We start from the raw sequence: 17,046 nt of genomic DNA, 5'->3' as shown, positions 1-17,046 counted from the left end.
CTCCGATCTAAAGGTTGTTCTGACTATAACCCTTAATGTCGTTCGCACCAAAACCACGCAAGCTGCGATAGGCGCGTCCTTATCTCGGGTTAGCTTGATAACCCGAGATAGCGACGCACCGCACGGCGCGCTGGAGTTGTCAGTGCCGGAGGTCGCTCAGCAGCCGGGCCCGTAGGGCGGAAACAGCTCCTGGTGGGTCTCGCCCGTGACAGGGTTGGTGGCCTGCGTCGCCTGGTGGAAGCCCTCGACGTCGGCGGCGATGCGGGCCTCGTCGACGGGAGGCGAGGCCTGACTGGCGGCCGGACCGCTCGCCTGCGAGAGCTGCACCACGTTCACGTCTCGCTCGAGGGTCTGCGTCGCCACGTCGAGCTGCGTCCGCGCCTCGACAGGCGCCAGACCGTCGGTGCCGCCCACGAGCTGGTGCCCCGCCTGCACCATTGGCGCGGCGAGCGGGCCGGCCGCGCCCGAGAACTCTGCTCGCTCAGGTGGCCGCTGTACCCTGGACACCAGCCGGGTGAGAGCCGGGCACGAGCGGGAGGAGTTGCTGATGGCGGGGCGCGACGAGATCGAGTGCTGGCTCACCGACATGGACGGCGTGCTCGTGCACGAGAACCAGCCCATCCCGGGGGCGGCCGAGCTCCTGCAGCAATGGCGCGACCAGGGCAAGCCCTACCTCGTGCTCACCAACAACTCCATCTTCACGCCGCGCGATCTCTCGGCGCGGCTGCGGGCATCCGGTCTCGAGGTGCCGGAGGAGTTCATCTGGACGTCGGCGCTCGCCACCGCCGCCTTCCTCAAGGACCAGATGCCGGGCGGCAGCGCCTTCGTCATCGGCGAGGCGGGCATCACCACGGCCCTGCACGAGGCGGGGTTCATCATGACCGAGACCGCGCCCGACTACGTCGTCATCGGCGAGACGCGCAACTACTCGTTCGAGGCGATCACGAAGGCCATCCGGCTCATCGGCAACGGGTCGCGGTTCATCGTCACCAACCCGGATGCGACGGGGCCGAGCTCCGAGGGCCCACTGCCGGCCACCGGGGCGATCGCCGCACTCATCACCAAGGCGACCGGCCGCGAGCCGTACGTCGTGGGCAAGCCCAACCCGATGATGTTCCGGTCGGCGATGAACCGCATCGGTGCCCACTCCGAGAACACGGGCATGATCGGCGACCGGATGGACACCGACGTCGTGGCGGGCATCGAGGCGGGGTTGCACACCATCCTCGTGCTCACCGGCATCAGCGACCAGGCCGAGATCAACCGCTACCCGTTCCGCCCCGACGAGGTCATCGACTCGGTCGCCGACCTCGTGCTCCCCTTCCCGCTCGAGACCGAGCTCTGACGCGGGCCACCCGCACCGCCGCGGGCTGCGACTCGGCGCTCGGCGCAGCCCGCGGTGGGGGCGAGGTCAGGGGCGCGTGAGGGCAAGGGCGAATCCGCCCGCCGGCACGCGGATGCTCGTGGGCGACGTGATCGTGCGCTCCGACACGAGCGCGCCCGCGGCGTCGTAGGTGCGCAGCGTCTGCGTCGAGCCCGACACGCCCACGGTCACCCGCTGCGGCACGGCGAGCACGTTCTGCGCGAGCTGCGCCGACGCGCCCCCGCCCGACGCCGAGAGAGTGCCGACGGCGGGCCGCACGAGCAGCGCGTCCACGTCGAGCTCGCCGGCGAGCGCCCGCACCTCCACCGAGCTGCGCGACGCGGGCACCGGCACGGTCAGCCGCTGCGGCAGCAGGGCTCCGGATGCTGCGGTGATGCCCTGCTCACCCACCGACGACGAGAGCACACCGAGCGGCAGCAGCCTCGCGTGCCAGAGCGAGACGGGCGTCGGCGCCGTGCCCTGTTCGACCTGCCAGATCACCGGCTCGACCACCCGCGGCACTCCGGGAGTGCCCGCGCCGAGGTCGAACCTCGCCTTCTGGCCCTTGCTCAGCGCGAGGTACGAGCCGCTCCACGACGACTCCTCGGTCCAGCTCGACTCGGGCGTGACGACACTGCCGGTGGTCGACGTCGCATCCTCGGCCTCGACGACCCGCAGGCCGTCGCGCGCGTCGAGGGTGGTCACCGACTGCGCGATCGCCGAGACCTCCGGATGCGCATCCAGCGCCAGCATCGACAACAACCCGTGGATCGTGCTCTCCGCCCCCGAATTGCGGTTGATCGACCCGTCGGGCTGGATGCCGTCGAACGTCACGCCCGTCGCGGGGTCGTACATCGGCTCGCCGGCCGGGTTGAGGCCGAAGTACCAGGCCGCCTGCAGCCCCGCGAGGTCGGCGAGCCCGGGCAGCTGGGCCGCATCCGCCGTGGCGAGCAGGTTCTGCAGCCGCGAGTCGGCGCCGTAGGCGATCTGCACCCGTTCGGTGGGCGAGGGGTACCAGGCGTTGTCGGGGCCGCCCGCGGTGAGCAGCGTCGGGGCGAACTGCGCCGACTCGGTCACCGCCGGCTGCAGCAGTTCGGCGTCGTCGAGAGCGACGGATGCGCGTGCGAGCGCCCCGGCCATCTGCGACGACCACGCGTGCCACATCGACCGCGACTCGGCCCACGGCAGAATCGCCCCGTACGGCCAGGCCGCGGCGGCTGTCCGCCCGACGAGCGGTGCGCCGCCGCCGAGCCCGCTCGCGTCGGCCGCCGCCGCGGCCCCCGCGCTCGCATCCGCGCTGCCCGCACTGCCCGCACCCGCAGCGTCCGCGGCCGGGTCGGCCGGCGCGGCAGGCTTCGCACCCGAGCCCGGCCCCGCGGGGTCGGTGGTGGGCGACGCCATCGCGGCGACACCCTCCGCGAGCTTCGCCAGCGTGTCCCGCGTTCCCGCGTCGTCGGGGGCGGCCGCGGTGTAGGCCGCGAGTCCGAGCACGGCCTCGGCCGTCGCATCCGCGCCGTCGACGATCAGCCAGGCCGGAACCTGCACGCCGTCGGCGACCGCGTAGCTGCCGTAGGCGTCGAGGACCTCCCGGTCGACGGCGCCGACCCCGAGTCGCAGCCGCTCCTGCAGGAACGACGCGAACGCCGGATCGGCGTCGCGGAACGCCGCATAGCCCTCCCCGAACGCCCACAGCGAGCGCGCCAGCCAGTAGCTCTCGGCCGAGTCGCTCGGGTCGGGCAGCTCGACGGGCTCGGCGCTCGGGTTGAGCAGACCGTCGGGCTGCATCCACAGCACGACGTTGCCGGCGTCCTCCCCGGTCGTCGTCTGGAAGTACGCCAGCGCGCGCAGCACCTCGTAGGCCTTGTCGCGACTGGCCGCCGAGCCCGTCAGCTGCCAGTGCCGCAGGTACACCACCGCGGCCCGCGCGACGTCGTCGCTGTTGAACGCGCCCTGGGCGTAGTGCCCGGTGCTCGCATCCAGCGGGCCGCCGCCGACCCGCTCGAAGGTGCCGCCGTCGCGGGCGTCGGCGTAGGTCCAGGGCAGCGTGAGCGCGGGCTCGGTGTCGAGCCGGTACGTCGTGCGCCCCGGCACCGCCGCCGGCGAGACGTCGTCGAGCAGGAAGTCGAGGTGCGCCGTGTTGGTGAGCGGCGCGGGCGCACCCGTGTCGGTCGGCGCGCCGGCTGCGGAGGCCGCGCCGGCCGCCCCGATCGAGACCGATGCGACCACGAGGGCGAGGCTGGCGGCTGAGGCGGCGATCCGCCGGCGGAATGAGTTCATCGTCGAGCTCCTGTTCGAGGGCGAGTGCGGGAAGGCGGCGCGGATCAGGTGTGCACGAGGCGCGCGACCCCGATCTTCGAGTCGGCCATGCCGTAGAAGACGTAGTGGGTGCCGTCGATCTCCTCGATGGCGGTCGGGAAGACCACGTTCGGCACGATGCCGCTGCGCTCCTCCTCGGTCTCCGGCGCGAGCAGCGGCTCGGGCGTGCGGGCGATCACCCGCGACGGGACGTCGGCGTCGAGCAGAATGGCGCCGGCGGCGTAGTTCACCTTCTGCTGCTGCGAGAAGGCGCTGTCGATCACCCCGGTCACCCCGTGGTGGATGAGCAGCCACCCCTCCGGCACCCGCAGCGGCGCGGGGCCGCCGCCGATCTTGAGCTCCTCGAACGGGAACTCCGGTCCGGCGAGGAAGCGGTGCCGCGTCCAGCGGGTGAGCTCCGCGATGTCCCGTTCGACGGCGGCGACCGGCACGTAGCTGATCCAGATGCTCTGCCGCGCATCCGTCACCCCGGCCGGCAGCCGCACGCCCTCGCCGGGCTTGGTCTCGCCGAGATCCCACATCGGCCGGTGCAGCACCGCGAACGACGGCGTGCCGTCGGGCGCCGTCACCGGCTCCGGGAAGAACACCGTGTCCTTGTTGTGGAACAGACCGAGGTCGATCGACAGCGCGTCGTCGTAGGCGAACGTCGCCGGGCCGAGCCGGGTCCACTCCCGGAGGTCGGACGAGACGGCGACGGCCGTTCGCGGCCCGAGCGGCCCGTACGCGACGTAGGTCATGACGTGCAGCCCGAGCGCGGGGATGAACGTCACCCGCGGGTCTTCGACCCCGGAGTTGTGCGCTCCGCGCTCGAACTCGCGGTCGGGCGCCAGCACGACCCCCTCGCGGTCGACGCCGGTCGGGACACCCTCGGGGGAGAGCAGCACCCGCGCGAGACCGACTCGCGACACGTTTCCGGATGCGACGAGTCGCGGCAGCAGGTACAGCGTGCCGTCGGGGGTGCGGCCGGATGCCGGATTCAGCACCCCCTCGGCCTCGAGCTCGTTGCCGGGCTCGGGTTCCATCACGATCCCAACCCGCTCGAGGCGGTAGGGCACGGTGGACACGGTGGTGGTTTCGGGGGTCATCATTATCCTTTCACTCCCGATCCGAGGTCGTTCGAGACGAAGTAGCGCTGGAACACGATGAACAGCACCACGACCGGAGCCGCGAGCACCACCGCGCCGGCGAGGATCGCCCCGAACGGGTTGTCGGTCGACGCTGCGACCGTTGAGATGTAGTTGGCGAGGGACACCGCGAGCGGCTGCAGGGCCGCATCCTTGGTGATGAGGAAGGGCCAGAGGAACTCGTTCCACGGGCCGATGAAGGTCAGCAGCACGGCGGTCACGAGCGCCGGCCGCACGAGCGGCAGCGCGATGCTCCAGAGCAGGCGGATCTCGCCCGCCCCGTCGATCCGAGCGGCCTCGAACAGCTCTTTGGGCAGCTGCAGGAAGTACTGCCGGAAGATGATCACGGCCGTCGAGTTGATGGCGAACGGCAGGATCATGCCGACGTGCGTGTCGGCCAGCCCGTAGTCGCGCGCGATCAGCACGTAGAGCGGGATCTGCAGCAGCTGGAACGGGATGACCTGCACCAGCAGCGCCAACGCGAACGTCGCCTTGGCACCGCGCCACTTCAGCATCGCGAGGGCGTAGCCCACCAGAACCCCGAAGACCACGGTGCACAGCAGCACGCCGCCGGTGAAGATGCCCGAGTTGATCAGCCCCGTACCGAGGTTGATCCGCTCGTTGACGTTGACGAAGTTGTCGAAGGTGAGGTTCGACGGGTTCGGGAACGCACCCGCGATGGTGGGGTCGGGGTCTTTCTGCAGGGCCCCGATGACCATGTAGTAGAAGGGGAACAGGAACACGATCGCCCCGAGCCCCAGCACGACGCCGCGGATGACGGTCTGCGTGCGCGACCAGCCCGTCGGCCGGGTGTGGCGCATCCGGCCGGCGCGTTCTTCGGTGATCTCGGCCATCAGTCCCTCTCCCCCACCAGTCGGTTCTGGATGAATGCGACGATCAGCACGCCGATGACGAGCACCACGCCGATCGCGGACGCGACATCCGGTTGCCCCTGCTGGATGCCGAGCTGGTACATGAGCAGCACCGGGCTGGCGGATGCGCCGTTCGGGCCGCCGCCCCCGGTGAGCAGGTACGGCTCGGTGAACAGGTTGGCTCCCGTGACGGTCGAGACGAGCAGCACCAGCAGGGTCGCGGGCCGCACGCCCGGCACGGTGACCGAGAAGAACTGGCGGATGCGCCCGGCGCCGTCGGTCGCGGCCGACTCGTAGAGCTCTTTGGGCACGTTCTGCAACGCCGCGAGGTAGAGCAGGATGTAGAAGCCGAGCTGCTTCCAGGTGACGTAGATCGCGATCACCGGCATGGCCAGGTTCTCGTTGATCAGCCACGACGGGTCGGGCGCGAGCGGCCCGAGCACGGTGTTGACGAGACCGTTGCCGTTGAACAGGAACAGCCACACCGCCACCACGGCGACACTCGCCGTGACGTAGGGCACGTAGAAGCTCACCCGCAGGAAGGTGCGGGCGTGCACCACCTTATTGAGCGCGCTCGCGAGCAGGAGCGACAACACGACGGTGAGCGGCACGTTGATCAGCAGGAAGATGCCGACGTTGCCGAACGAGCGGATGACCGCGGGGTTGCTGAACGCATTGATGTAGTTGTCCAGGCCCACGAACGGCCGCTCGGGGTTGGCGCCGGGGGCGGCGAAGAAGAAGTCGTGGAACGAGATCCAGACCGAGTAGACGATTGGGAAGGCGAAGACCGCGATCACGAACACCAGGTAGGGCGAGCTGAACAGCAGGCCGAGCGGCTGGCGGCCGAAGATCCGGTGCGAGAGCCGGCGCTTGGCGCGCGGCCCGGAGGCGGGGGCGGTGGAGCCCGGCCCCGGGGCCCCGGCGCGTGCGGGCGCCGGGGCTCCTGGGCTGTCGACGGCGGAGGTCATCGCACGGCCTACGGCTGCGACGCCAGCTGGTCGATCTTGTCGGCGGCATCCTGCAGCGACTGCTTCACGTCGCCCTCGCCGAAGATCACCGACTTGCCCCAGGCGTCCCGGAACGCCTGCATGATCTGCACCGTGTTCGGGCCGCCCGGCACCTCGACGGTGCGGCTGGCCTGGTCGCCGAAGGCCTGGTAGTCGGGGTTGGCGGCGAAGTAGTCGGCGTAGACGGTCGGCAGGTCCTGGCGCAGCGGCATCTGCCCGGTGGTCTCGAGGAACTTGCCGTCCTGCTCCTGGCTGGTGGCGAACTTCAGCACGTCCCAGGCCGTGCCCTTGTTCTTGCAGGCACTGAACAGACCGATGTTCTTCGCGTCGCTGAACGTCCAGACATCCTTCGGGTCGGTGGCCTCGGGCGTCGGAACCGGCACGGAGCCGAAGTTCACCCCGTCGTAGACCGAGATGGCCCACGGCCCCACGATCGCCATGGCGGCCTGGCCGTCGGCGAAGGCATCGCCCTGGTACTGCTCCTGGCCGGCGAGCTTCTGGTCGTACATGTCGCGCCAGAACTGGGCAACCTCGTCGCCGGCGTCGTCGGCGAAGGTCGCCTTCCCGTCTTCGATCAGCGGGGTACCGCCGGTCGCCGCGGCGTACAGCGGCATGAAGTCGAACTGCATCTGGAAGAACTCGCTGGTCGGCGCGGGCTGGATGGCGTAGGGCGCGACACCCGAATCCACCAGCGTCTTGGAGGTGGCCAGGAAGTCGTCGTAGGTCGACAGCTTCGGGTTCTCGGGGTCGAGGCCGGCCTTGGCGAAGAGGTCCTTGTTGTAGAAGATGACGACGGGGTTCGACTTCCACGGGAACTGGTAGTAGTCGCCGTCGGCGTTCTGGTACTGCTTCGCCAGGTCGCCCGAGCGCTCCTCGATGTAGGAGGCACCGTCGTCGAAGTCGGAGAGGTTCACCAGCCCGCCCTGCTTCTCGAACTGGCCGACCGCGCTCGGCGCGGTGTTCAGCACGAGGCAGGGTGCGTTGCCCGCCGTGATCGCGGCGCCGATCACCTCTTCGCTCGACTTGCCGGCCGGGATCTCCTGCGCCGTGATCTTCTGGTCGGGGTTGGCCGAATTCCAGGCCTCCACCATCTGCTTGCCCCACTCGAGCTCGGCGGGGTTGTTCGAGTACCAGAGGTCGATGGGCCCGGTGGCGGTGAGGTCGCCCGAGCTGCTACCTCCGCCTCCGCCGCCGGAACAGGCGGCGAGGGCGATTCCGGCGGCGACGGCGACGGCTGCCGCCACGATGCGCTTCGACCTCTTCACTGAGGGTGTCTGCACGATGGTGCTCCTTTCGATGGCGGTCGGCTGACCGCGGCTGGTCAGGCCCGTACGGGCCCGGTCGAGGCGCGCGTGATGACGCGCGCGGGTTCGAGGTCGACGTCGTCGGCGTGACCTGTGGTGGTGAGGCGGAGGAGGGTGCGCGCCGCCGCCTCGCCCCAGAGCAGCGGATCGGTGCGCACCGACGTGAGCGAGGGGTAGACGAAACGCGCGAGCTCGGAGTCGTCGAAGCCCGTGATCGAGAGGTCGTCGGGCAGACGAAGGCCGCGCTCGTGGGCGACGCCGATGGCCGCGATGGCCATCGGGTCGTTGCCGAAGACGATGGCGGTGGGCCGGTCGGCGAGATCGAGCAGGTGCTCGGTGGCGGATGCGCCTTGCGCGGCCGTGAAGTCGGTCTCGACCACGAGGTCGGCCGGCAGGCCCGCGGCGCGGAGGGTGTCGACGAAGGCGGCGTTGCGGCGGGTCGCGTGCAGCATCCGCCGCGGCCCGATCACATGCGCGATGCGACGGTGACCGAGGTCGATGAGGTGCTGCACGGCGGCCACGACGCCGGGGGTGTCGTCGAGGGACACCGCGGGGTAGGGCGCGTCTGCGGGCTCGGACCCGCTCGTCTCGGGGTGGCCGAGCGTGACGGCGGGCATCCCGAGGCGTTGGAGCAGGGGGATGCGCGGGTCGTCGTGCCGCAGATCGGTGAGGAAGACGCCGTCGACGCGGGCATCGGCGGCGAGGCGCTGGTAGGCCGCGGCTTCGTGCTCGTCGTCGCCCACGACACTCAGCACCAGCGCTTGGCCCTCGGTCAGCAGGGCACGTTCGACACCCGCGATGAACGAGGGGAAGAAGGGATCGGCACCCAGGATGTCGGGGTCGCGGGCGATCACGAGACCCACGGCGTAGGAGCTGCGGGTGGAGAGTGAGCGAGCCGACACCGAGGGCTGGTAGTCGAGCTCCCGCGCGACGGTGAGGATGCGGTCACGGGTCTCGGTGGAGACGCCGGGCCGGTCGTTGAGGGCGAAGGAGACGAGGCCCTTGCTGACCCCCGCCTCGCGGGCGACGTCGTTGATGGTCGCCTTGCGCTTCATCGTCGCCTCCTTGCGTCGGGCGGCTCCGCCCGTTGTCTGAACCGGTTTAGGAGAATCTATACCGGTTTAGAACCCCCCGCAAGGGGGGCACCTGTTCAGGGGCGCCGGTCGACGTCACGGACTGGCAGGCGGCGGTAGCCGTCGCGGACGACGTCCCGGATCGTCGCCGCCACGCCGATCGCCGCCAGGGAGCCGAAGAGGATCATCGCAAGAGTCATGGCAGTAACGCTATGTTCAGCGTGAAAGCGTCGCGAGCGGGTCGCATGCCGTCGTTCGTCGAATTCCTGCCAACATGGTCTGTGACCCCTCCCGGGGATTCTGGGAAAACCCCCGGTGGACGCCGAAATGCGTCGGCTATGCTCATCCGTCGACACGGTGCGTGCCCACCCGAGGCCGCTCCCGACCCCGAAGGACTTCCGTTTGACCGACTTCCACGAGCGCCCGTCGCGGCACAGCACCGGCCCCATCCGGCACGGCCGTCAGCACACGCCCTCGTCCCTCGGGGCGATCGTGAAGACGCTCGCCGTGGTGCTCGCGGTGGCCCTCGTGAGCATCGGGTCCGTGGCCGCGTACGCCATCAACAACATCGCGCAGCAGGTCACGGCGAACGCGGTCGACCTCGGCGGGAACGACGCCACGCCGCTGCCCGCACCTCCGGTGCTCGGAGCGTTCGAGGGCGGCTTCAACCTCCTGGTGGTGGGCACCGACAACGACCCGAACCAGGGCGACAGCTTCGGCGAGCGCGACGCCACCCTGAACGACGTCAACATCCTGCTGCACGTCTCGGCCGATCACAAGAACGCCGTGGTGGTGAGCTTTCCGCGCGACCTCGTGATCGCGCATCCGGAGTGCACCGACCCGAACACCGGCGAGGTCTTCGACGCCATGAGCGCTCAGCCGCTCAACGACGCTTGGGAACGCGGCGGGCTCGCCTGCGTGAACTCGACCATCGAGAACCTCACCGGCCTCGACATCAACTACGCCGCCGCCACCTCGTTCGACGGCGTGATCGAGATGACCAACGCGGTCGGCGGGGTGCCGGTGTGCCTCAACGAACCCATCTTCGACGCCGACTCGGGGCTCGACCTGCCGGCCGGCACGAGCGTGATCGAGGGGCAGATGGCGTTGTCGTTCCTCCGCAACCGGCACGGTGTGGGCGACGGCAGCGACCTGGCGCGCATCGCCTCGCAGCAGCAATACCTGTCGTCGATGGCGCGCACGTTGAAGAGCGCCAACACGCTCACCGACATCACGAAGCTGTACGGGCTCGCGCAGGCCGCCGCCCAGAACATCAAGCTCTCGACCTCGCTCTCGAGCCTCGACTCGATGGTGTCGCTCGCGCTCACCATGAAAGACGTCGACCTCAACAACATCGTGTTCGTGCAGTACCCGTCAGGCGCCTCCTCGGCCGACCCGAACAAGGTCGTCCCCTCGCAGGATCTCGCCGACGCCCTGTTCGCGAAGATCCAGGCCGACCAGCCCTTCACCCTCGCCGAGGACTCGACCGGTACCGGCTCGACCGTCGTGCCGACCGACCCGACGACTCCGACCGATCCCACGACCCCCTCGACGGATGCACCCGCCACGGATTCGCCAGGCACCTCGGTCGAGGCCGCCCCCGAGGTCATCGACGGCCTGAAGGGCCAGACGGCAGCCGAACAGACCTGCGCGAGCGCCTTCACCGACTGACCCGGGCCCGCCGGCCCCGGGTTCGGCGCCCTCGCGCCGGTTCGGCCTGAATCAGCGCGCGCGGACTCGTGCTGGGGTACCACGAAGATGAGCCCGCGGTCGGATGCCCGCCACCGCCCCTCTTCGTAGCGTTGAACCATGACGAACGACACCCCCACCCCCGAGACCCCCACCCCGGCCGACACCGCCACCACCCCCGCCACCGCCGGCCCCGCCGACACCGCCGCCACCCCCGCCCCGGCCACACCCACCGCGGCCACCGCGGCCCTGCCCGGGTACCCCGCGGGCGGCACCACGACGCTGCCGCAGTACCCGACCGCCGCCACCGCCACGCTGCCCGGATACCCGGAGGCGCAGGGCCCGCAGGCCCCCCAGTACGCGCCGGCCGCCGCCGCACCCGCCTACGGCACTCCGGTCGCACCGCAGCCGGCGCAGCTGTACCCGCCCCAGCCGAAGACGAACGTGCTCGGCATCCTGACCCTGGTGCTCGGCATCCTCGGGTTCGGCCTGATCCCGGTGATCACCGGCCACATCGCGCTGAGCCAGATCAAGAAGTCGGGCGAAGACGGCCGGGGGATCACCCTCGCCGGCCTCATCCTCGGCTACGTCACTCTCGCCGGGTGGCTCCTCGTGGCCTTCTTCTGGGTCGCCGTCGCCGGCTTCGCCCTCATCGGGGCGGCGGCGAGCAGCTACTGACCCCAGCGGGATCCGGGGACTCGGCGGCGGAGCGGTCTGGTCAGGTCAGACCCCTCCGCCGCCGCCACCTCCGCCACCACCGCCCGAGAAACCGCCGCCGCCCGAGAACCCGCTCGAGCTGCTCGACGAACTCCCCGAGTACGATGACGCGGCGCTCGTCGACATCGCACCGATACTCGACGCGAACAGGTAGGCGTTGAACGTCCCCGAGCTGCCGCCGTACCAGTCGGGCTGACTGCCGAGGCTCTCGTAGTAGGTGCCCAGCACCTTCGCCCACTCGGTCTCCTGGCCGAGAAGCACCGCGTACGGCAACAGCTTCTCGTAGAGCTTCACCACCTGGCCCCAGTCGGGCGCGTTGATCCCCGTCTTCAGCGCCCCCTCCGGGCTCTGCAGCATCTTGTACCGGTCTTCTTCGGCCCAGTCGATGTACATCTCGACACCACGGATGTAGTCGCGCAGCTCGGCCCCCTTCGCGGTGAGCGGGTTGCGGAACGCGATGGCTCCCACCGCGAGCACCGCCACGACGAGCACCGGGATGAGCAGGATGGGCAGCCCACCACCGAGATCGTCGTTCGCCGAGTTGAGCCCGCTGACGACTCCGACCACGGCCAGCACGATCGTGAGCGCCAGGAGCAGACCGCCGACGCGGCGCACCCCCGACCGCAGGTAGCCCTCGGTGAAGGCGCGCTTCTTCGTGGCCTGCATCACCGCGTAGACCGATTTCGACAGCGTCGTGTCGTTCTTCTTCAGTTCACGCCAGGTTCCCGGCGTGAGTTCGGAACCGAACAGCACCCGCGCGAACTCGATCTCGCTCGGATTCAGCCCCTGCCAGGTGAGCAGGCGCAGCCAGTACGCGGTCTTCGGCCCGAAGATGGCATCCTGTTCCTGCTCGACGATCTGGATGTTGTGCCGCACCGCGTAGTCGACGAAGGAGGCGGCGGCCGCGCGCGACGTCTTCTTCATCACCACCGAGGCGATGAGCAGGTCGGCGCCCGGCGGCGGCGTGTACTCCGGCACGATGACCGGCCGGCCCGGCGCATCCCGCAGCCCGAGGATGCGGTAGACCACCGCCAGCACGACTGCCCCGAAGGCGAGGATCACGCTGATCAGCTGCACCCAGCTCGACGCCGCCGAGAGATACGACGTGTCGCGCTCCGCGAAGGCGTGCGGCTCGAACGCGATGCCGATGGTGACGTTGTCGCCCGGCGCGAGGTTCTCGTTGCGGGTGGTGAAGACCGCCACATCGCCGTCGTCGCTCTGCTCGATCGTGCACGGTTCACCCGACCCCTCGGGCCCCACGAAACAGGCGTTGCTGCCCGTGAGCGCGCCGGTGAGACCCGCCGGCACCGTCGTCGTGGTGGTGTGCACGGCGAAGGGCTGGCGCCAGAGCGTGCCGTTGGTGTCCCAGTAGAACTCGTCGTCGTCGGTGTCGGGGAAGTAGGCCGTGACGTCGCGCTGCGTGTAGTGCAGCACATAGCTCTGCTCGCCGTGCACGAACTCGTCGCCGGCGATCGTGACGATGAGGTTCTCGTCGTCGGTCTCGGTGCTGTATTCGCGGGGAGCTCCCGTCGCATCCGTCACCGAGGTGAGCGTGAGGTCGGTCGGATGCCCCTGGTAGCGCAGCGGGATCGCGCGCTGGATGCCGTGGTTCTGATCGAAGTCGGGGAACTCGGCGACGAAGGTCTCGGTGGTGTCGAGAGTGGAGTGGCCATCGTCGGCGACGCCGAGGTCGTAGCGGGCGTCGAAGGAGGCGAAGGTGAAGTCGTTGACGTCGCCCGGCACCGCGGCGAGCGCCCCGCGGCTCGACACAGCACCGGCAGCCGATGCGGCGGGCGCGGCGCCGATCGACGCCGCCAGCAGCACGAGCGCGAGCGCGGCGAGCACCCCGAACACGGGGACGCGGAGGAGGCGGGCGAGCGGAGTCATCGCGTTCACTCTATCCGGCACCCTCCGACATCGCAGAGGAAACCTCACCCCGCCGGCGTCGCGACGAGCGTGCCGCCGAGCGGCTCACCCGAGGTGCGCGAGAAGAAGCAGAAGTAGGAGCGGTCTCCGCTCGCCCAGCGACTCTCATCGGCGGGGTAGGCGGCCTGCCACTGGATGTCCGGAACCGCCTGCGCGGCCGCGTAGTCGAGCACCCCCGGAGCCGTGCACAGCAGGTTGAGCCGCGAGATCAGCTCGGCTTCACCGGGGTACGGCGCCGAGGCGTCCTCGGCGAACGCACCGCGCGACACGAGCTGAGCGGTGTGGTCGCCGGCGCAGTCGACCACGGTGTACTGCGGCTCCCACGGCGAGCTGTACCCGCTCAGGCACTCGCCGCCGTGCAGCGCCTCCCAGTCGTGCACGCCGGGCGCGAGCGGCCCGGGCGGCGCGGCCGCGTCAGCCGAGGCGTCGGCCCCGGCATCCGCTCCGGCCCCGGGCGACGTCGGGCTCGCCGTCGCGGCACCCGCCGGCGATCCGTCCCCCGCCGGGCTCCCGGATGCACCCACCCCGTCGCCCGCATCCGTCGCCGACCCGAGGCGCGCCGCTTCGCCGCCGTTCCCGCCGTCGCCCGCCGCCCCCATCCGCAACCCCACGAAGAACAGCCCCACGATCACCGCCAGCACCACGACGCCACCGCCCACGAGCCACCACCGCGATCCCGACGGCGCGCCCGCGTGCACCGGGCCCCCGCCCGGGCCGCTCGCCGCGCGATGCGCCCCCACGTACCGCCCGCGCGCCGCATCCGCACCGCTCCCGGCGCCACCACCCCCGCCGCGCTCGACCCCGTGGGCCGCCGCAGGCCGCCCCGTCGCGGCCGGCCGCGCGGCGCCGTCGCCATCGCGGCTCGGCGAGTCGTTCGGGGAGTCGCTCATGTCACTCCAGACCGAGGTCCGCCAATCCGATCGCGTAGTGGTAGGGGTAGCCCGCCTCCTCGATGCGCTCGCCCGCGCCCGTGCTGCGGTCGACCACCACGGCGACGCCCGCGATGATCGCGCCCGCCTTCTCCAGCGCGGCGATCGCGGCGAGCGGCGAACCGCCCGTGGTGGAGGTGTCTTCGAGCACGATCACGCGCTTGCCCGCCACATCCGGCCCCTCGACCTGCCGGCCGCGCCCGTGGTCTTTCGGCTCCTTGCGCACCACGAAGGCGTCGTACGCGAGGCCGCGAGCGGCGCCCTGGTGCAGCACGGCGGCCGCGATGGGGTCGGCGCCCATGGTCATCCCACCCACCGCATCGACGTCGCGGATGCCCGCGATGAGGTCGAGCATCACCTGCCCGATGAGGGGCGCGACCCGGTGGTCGAGGGAGACCCGCCGCAGGTCGACGTAGTAGGAGGCCTTCTTGCCGCTCGTGAGCGTGAAGTCGCCGTGGAACACGGCATCCGTCTTGATGTACTCGATGAGTTGGCTGCGCGCGTCGGTCACGGGCCCAGTTTATCCGGGGCGCGGAACACGCTTAGCTGGTGGGGTGACCACCACCCCTTCTGTTCTCGCCCTCGCAGGCCTCTCCACCACGGCCGAGCAGATCTACCTCTTCGTCATCCATCGCGGCAAGACGCTCCTCGCCGACGTCACCGCGCGGTTCGAGCTCGACGAGACGGCCGCCGCCGCCGAGCTCGAAGCGCTCCGGCACCTCGGCCTGATCTCGCGCGAGCGCAGCGACGCCGGGTTCTACGTGCCGGTCGATCCGCGGTACTCGCTCACCTCGATGGTGGAGCAGCTGAGCGACGGCGTGGGCCGCATCCGTCAGCTCATCCCCACCCTCGCCGACCAGTTCGACAAGAGCACGACGAGCATCGAGGACAGCACCGAGACGCGCATCCTGAGCGACCGCGACGCCGTGGCCAGCTGGTACGTGCGCCTGCAGCACCAGGCCACGCGCGAGTTGCTCGTGTTCGACCGGCCGCCCTACGTCTCGTCGTCGCTCGAGCCGCTCGAGGCCGTGGTGCTCGCGCGCGGGGTCTCGTGGCGCGCGGTCTACACCGCAGAGAGCTTCACCCGCGAGGGCAGTTGGGAGGAGGCGGAGCGGCTCGCCGAGCACGGCGAGCAGGCGCGCATCATCGCCGATCTCCCGGTGAAGCTCGCCATCGCCGACCGCACCACGGCGCTCGTCTCGCTGAGCGTGGAGGAGGGGCGGAGCGACGCCATCGTCACCGAATCGGCGCCGATGGTGGCCGCGCTCTGCGACCTGTTCGAGTTCAACTGGGCACGCGCCCTTCCGCTGCCCGAAGCGCGCGAACGGATGCACGCGACCACGCACCCCGACCCGGCACCGCCCACCGCACCGACCGCGGCGGTGCCCTCGCGGCGCATCACCCGGGAGGAGCAGGCCATTCTGGCGCTGATCGGGGCCGGGCTCAAGGACGAGGTGATCGCTCGCCGCCTCGGCATGTCGACGCGTTCGTTGCGCCGCAGAAGTCACGAGCTGATGGTGGAACTCGGCGCCGACAACCGCTTCCAAGCGGGCGTCGAGGCCGCCCGCCGAGGCTGGGTGTGACCGCGGTGTGACACCCCCGTTACGGGCACGTTTCAGAAAGTGGCAGCCTGCGGCCAGCGTCCGCTGAAGGCCACGAACGGCCATCCCGCTCCCTCCACACTGGGAGGCGCCGCGCTCTGCGGCACCGTTTCCCTTCGGAGGTCTCCCCCTGTGATCGGCTCCTCGAACCGCACCCCTCGCTCGCTCGGCGCCCAGCGCCCGCGCCACCCGCGCCGCCTGGCCGGGGTGCTCGCCGCCGTCTCCTCAGCCGCCCTCGTCGGCGTCGGCTGTCTCCTGCCGTCGGGAGCCGCCCTCGCCGCGCCGGCGCCCACCTCCGCACCCGCTGCCGCCGGTGCATCCGGCGCCCCCGCCTTCGAGACGCCCGGCGCTCCCACGGGCGGCTACCAGGCCGGGCACTACATCGTCACCCTGAAAGACCCCGCGGTCGCGAGCTACTCCGGGGGCATCGCCGGCCTCCGCGCCACCCGCGCCCGCGACGACTCCGACCTCGACACCACCTCGCGGGCTGTGCAGAGCTACGCGGCCCATCTGACCTCGACGCAGGATGAGCTCGCGGCCGGGGTCGGCGCATCCGTCACCACCTCCTACACCCTCGCCACCAACGGCTTCTCGAGCGAGCTCACCGCCGAGCAGGCCGAGAAGCTCGCCGACAACCCGCGCGTGGCCGCCGTGGTGCCCGACGAGATCCTGCACCTCGACGAGCCCGAGTCGTCGACCCAGTTCCTCGGCCTCGACGGCGACGACGGGGTGTGGGCCGCGATCGGCGGCGTCGAGAACGCCGGCAAGGGCGTGGTGCTCGGCATCATCGACACCGGTATCGCCCCCGAGAACCCGTCCTTCGCCGGTGACCCGCTCGGCACCACGCCGGGCGACGCGCCTTACCGCGACGGCGACACCATCGTGTTCGACAAGGCCGACGGGTCGCAGTTCCACGGCACCTGCGTCGAGGGCGTGCAGTTCACGGCCGACGACTGCTCCACCAAGATCGTGGGCGCGCAGTACTTCGTCGACAACTTCGGCGAGGCCAACATCGGCGACCCCGGCATCGGCGAGTACCTCTCGCCGCGCGACGGCGCGGGCCACGGTTCGCACACCGCCAGCACCGCCGGCGGTCGGCACGACGTGCCGGCGACCGTCGCCGGC

The 17,046-nt window shown here is 70.8% G+C and carries 16 protein-coding genes; 5 read left to right on the top strand and 11 right to left on the bottom strand.

The window, feature by feature from the left end; genetic code table 11:
• Nucleotides 1-156 precede the first annotated feature (156 nt).
• Nucleotides 157-507 (bottom strand): hypothetical protein, encoded by a 351-nt coding sequence (locus AC3WLB_RS23325; RefSeq protein WP_492510229.1) that lies wholly within the window; start codon nt 505-507, stop codon nt 157-159.
• A gap of 40 nt (nt 508-547) precedes the next feature.
• On the opposite strand from AC3WLB_RS23325, the gene AC3WLB_RS23320 reads away from it, so the two are divergent.
• Nucleotides 548-1,345: an HAD-IIA family hydrolase gene (locus tag AC3WLB_RS23320; protein WP_492510227.1), complete on the top strand. Its 798-nt coding sequence runs from the start codon at nt 548-550 to the stop codon at nt 1,343-1,345.
• A 66-nt stretch (nt 1,346-1,411) separates the two neighbouring features.
• On the opposite strand, the gene AC3WLB_RS23315 is transcribed toward AC3WLB_RS23320, so the two are convergent.
• The 7 genes from AC3WLB_RS23315 to AC3WLB_RS23285 all read right to left on the bottom strand — a co-directional run bounded on the left by AC3WLB_RS23315 (nt 1,412) and on the right by AC3WLB_RS23285 (nt 9,259).
• Complete coding sequence (locus AC3WLB_RS23315; RefSeq protein ID WP_492510225.1) at nt 1,412-3,640, bottom strand: hypothetical protein; 2,229 nt, start codon at nt 3,638-3,640, stop codon at nt 1,412-1,414.
• Between the two features lie 44 nt (nt 3,641-3,684).
• Entirely contained in the window at nt 3,685-4,764 is a 1,080-nt protein-coding gene (locus AC3WLB_RS23310; RefSeq protein ID WP_492510223.1) for a glycoside hydrolase family 130 protein, read from the bottom strand.
• A 2-nt stretch (nt 4,765-4,766) separates the two neighbouring features.
• Entirely contained in the window at nt 4,767-5,624 is an 858-nt protein-coding gene (locus AC3WLB_RS23305) for a carbohydrate ABC transporter permease (protein WP_492510283.1), read from the bottom strand.
• Between the two features lie 32 nt (nt 5,625-5,656).
• Nucleotides 5,657-6,643: a carbohydrate ABC transporter permease gene (locus tag AC3WLB_RS23300; protein ID WP_022896676.1), complete on the bottom strand. Its 987-nt coding sequence runs from the start codon at nt 6,641-6,643 to the stop codon at nt 5,657-5,659.
• Nucleotides 6,644-6,651: 8 nt separating this feature from the next.
• Nucleotides 6,652-7,962: an extracellular solute-binding protein gene (locus AC3WLB_RS23295; RefSeq protein WP_492510221.1), complete on the bottom strand. Its 1,311-nt coding sequence runs from the start codon at nt 7,960-7,962 to the stop codon at nt 6,652-6,654.
• Nucleotides 7,963-8,003: 41 nt separating this feature from the next.
• Complete coding sequence (locus AC3WLB_RS23290; protein WP_492510219.1) at nt 8,004-9,041, bottom strand: LacI family DNA-binding transcriptional regulator; 1,038 nt, start codon at nt 9,039-9,041, stop codon at nt 8,004-8,006.
• Nucleotides 9,042-9,136: 95 nt separating this feature from the next.
• Nucleotides 9,137-9,259 (bottom strand): hypothetical protein, encoded by a 123-nt coding sequence (locus tag AC3WLB_RS23285; RefSeq protein ID WP_492510217.1) that lies wholly within the window; start codon nt 9,257-9,259, stop codon nt 9,137-9,139.
• Between the two features lie 202 nt (nt 9,260-9,461).
• On the opposite strand from AC3WLB_RS23285, the gene AC3WLB_RS23280 reads away from it, so the two are divergent.
• Complete coding sequence (locus tag AC3WLB_RS23280) at nt 9,462-10,730, top strand: LCP family protein (protein WP_492510215.1); 1,269 nt, start codon at nt 9,462-9,464, stop codon at nt 10,728-10,730.
• Nucleotides 10,731-10,868: 138 nt separating this feature from the next.
• Nucleotides 10,869-11,426 (top strand): DUF4190 domain-containing protein, encoded by a 558-nt coding sequence (locus AC3WLB_RS23275; protein ID WP_492510213.1) that lies wholly within the window; start codon nt 10,869-10,871, stop codon nt 11,424-11,426.
• Between the two features lie 45 nt (nt 11,427-11,471).
• Here the strand turns inward: AC3WLB_RS23275 and AC3WLB_RS23270 are convergent, their stop codons facing one another.
• Genes AC3WLB_RS23270 through pyrE form a run of 3 tightly spaced genes read right to left on the bottom strand, consistent with a single transcriptional unit; the run spans nt 11,472 to nt 14,831 of the window.
• On the bottom strand, nt 11,472-13,352 hold the full coding sequence (locus tag AC3WLB_RS23270; RefSeq protein WP_492510211.1) for a DUF2207 domain-containing protein: 1,881 nt from the start codon (nt 13,350-13,352) through the stop codon (nt 11,472-11,474).
• A gap of 44 nt (nt 13,353-13,396) precedes the next feature.
• On the bottom strand, nt 13,397-14,281 hold the full coding sequence (locus tag AC3WLB_RS23265) for a hypothetical protein (protein ID WP_492510209.1): 885 nt from the start codon (nt 14,279-14,281) through the stop codon (nt 13,397-13,399).
• 1 nt (nt 14,282) lies between these two features.
• Nucleotides 14,283-14,831: an orotate phosphoribosyltransferase gene (pyrE, locus tag AC3WLB_RS23260; RefSeq protein WP_492510207.1), complete on the bottom strand. Its 549-nt coding sequence runs from the start codon at nt 14,829-14,831 to the stop codon at nt 14,283-14,285.
• Nucleotides 14,832-14,874: 43 nt separating this feature from the next.
• On the opposite strand from pyrE, the gene AC3WLB_RS23255 reads away from it, so the two are divergent.
• Together AC3WLB_RS23255 and AC3WLB_RS23250 are read left to right on the top strand one after the other, a co-directional pair.
• Nucleotides 14,875-15,903: a hypothetical protein gene (locus tag AC3WLB_RS23255; RefSeq protein ID WP_492510205.1), complete on the top strand. Its 1,029-nt coding sequence runs from the start codon at nt 14,875-14,877 to the stop codon at nt 15,901-15,903.
• A gap of 150 nt (nt 15,904-16,053) precedes the next feature.
• Nucleotides 16,054-17,046: S8 family serine peptidase (locus AC3WLB_RS23250; RefSeq protein ID WP_492510203.1), on the top strand; the 993-nt coding region annotated here is incomplete at its 3' end.

This window comes from Herbiconiux sp. FW305-C-125, from assembly GCF_058783455.1.
The sequence above is the reverse complement of the archived record's forward strand: the minus strand, read 5'-3'. Positions and strand labels throughout refer to the sequence as shown.